Genomic DNA, 1,892 nt, shown 5'->3' with positions numbered 1-1,892 from the left:
CCCCCCCCCCCCCCCCCCCCCCCCCCCCCCCCCCCCCCCCCCCCCCCCCCCTCTTTTAGATGTGTATAAGAGACAGATTTGGGGCCCTCTCTCTCAATTTCATGGAGAAGTGACCATCCAACTAGAATATTTTGAAAAACTTATCGAAATGAAAAGCCGAACCTCTTCCAGGGCTGATGCGGTTCAGAGTATTTATATTAACTCAAAAGTTCCAACACCCTATTCATATTTTATTCTTGCATTTTTGGCGGAGAATCTAGGAATACCATTAAAATTATAAATATGCTCAAGCCAATAAGTCTAAATGACGACCGGTTAAGGTATCCTGGATACTTTAATATCTATCCGATTATTCATGAAGTAAGTCAGTATGGTCGCTCTTCATCATTGCAACACAAGAGCTTTTCCGATTTCCTTTTGGATGAAAATTACGGCAGAATCATTAATAGTGAGCATGTGTATGGTAGTTCAGCAACTATGCCATATCATTTGCGCGACTTTCCGGAAAGGGTAATCGGGCACTTCCGTGTGCCCATGCGAAAGATTCCGATTTACAAATTCAATACCCTTTCTGAAATCAAACCTTTTCTAGATTTGCTCAACACAAGGTATCCGGATTTTGAGGTACTCTTAAGAGGCCAACACAAGGTATATACTATAGAACGCAGCCCAGAGGAAAAAAAAATGCTCTTTGGGGAAGAACTAGTAAAGGAACCATCTTTGCTGCCGAGTTTTTCTAGATTGGATTTCAACGAGTTCTTTATATACAACCTCTGGCATAGTTATACGGCAATGATGCTGGATGATATTGGGATTGACCTCCGAACAAGGTTATTAGATTACCAGCATAGAGACTATTTGAAAGATGTAACTAAAATTAAAGGACATCCTCATTTCACATTTATCGCTTTGGGCATTGCCCAGCACTACGGACTTCCAAGTGTTGGCCTTGACCTAACAAAAGATATAAGGGTAGCAAGCTGGTTTGCTTCGCATCACATGGATACAGAAAAGGGCATTACGACAATCAGGGCGGCATCAGATTTTAGCGATTCAACAATTTTCATCTTCAAGTGCCCCAAAGACCAAGTGTTCGCCCATAAGCAGATCAAACCAAAATTCATTGAACATAGTAGGCCGGACAGACAGGATGCATGGTTTTGCCACACGGGATGGGGATGTGCTAAGAACCAAGCCGCAGAAAACCTCATTGCAGCTATCCGCTTGGACGAATCAGTGCTTGGGGAATTTGATATAGGTTACCACAGATTCCTTTTCCCAGATAGGGACGAAGATCTGATGCTCAATTTTTTTCTTGACGTTAAGGAAAGTGGTGACCTGAAGGGTGAAGCCAAAAGAGCATTTGAAAAAATCTACAAATTGCATGACCTGCATTTGTAGAATGTCATTTTTGATTAACGGATTTCTTTTCTAAACAAAGTTATCCTCCATACCTATCGTTATTATAACTATTCATCGAATTCAGATTATCCGAATATTCAAAGAACAGTAGAAAATCGCAACTGATTTTATAAAGATTAAAAAACCTTCGGAGTCACTGAATCTGGTTTAATATTTGGCTTAATTATCTTTAAAACAATCGGCATAGGAAAGTCGACACCTGTTAACATTGCCTCGCCTGAACTCAATATCGGAAGGAAAGCTAATGCAGATTTGTTTGCTTCTGAGCATGCGTATTCTATCGCCTCTCGATCCTGTTGATTGATTAATCTATGCACAACTGTCTCTTATACACATCTGACGCTGCCGACGAACCACGACATGTGTTGGGGTGGGGGGTGGGGGGGTGAGTGTGAGAGGGGGGGGGGGGGGGGGGGGGGGGGGGGGGGGGGGGGGGGGGGGGGGGGGGGGGGGGGGGGGGGGGGGGGGGG

Annotated in this window: 2 protein-coding genes; both read left to right on the top strand. The window is 44.0% G+C overall.

From position 1 onward, the window contains the following. The coding region (locus JHD69_RS19630; RefSeq protein WP_199142035.1) for a hypothetical protein at positions 1-280 on the top strand (280 nt) is incomplete at its 5' end. 2 nt (positions 281-282) lie between these two features. Next, positions 283-1,401, top strand: coding sequence for an FRG domain-containing protein (locus JHD69_RS19625; protein WP_199142034.1), 1,119 nt, complete (start codon positions 283-285; stop codon positions 1,399-1,401). Positions 1,402-1,892: the final 491 nt, after the last annotated feature.

Source organism: Pedobacter sp. ASV12 (genome assembly GCF_016429155.1).
In the GTDB taxonomy this organism is placed as follows: Bacteria; Bacteroidota; Bacteroidia; order Sphingobacteriales; family Sphingobacteriaceae; genus Pedobacter.
The sequence above is the reverse complement of the archived record's forward strand: the minus strand, read 5'-3'. Positions and strand labels throughout refer to the sequence as shown.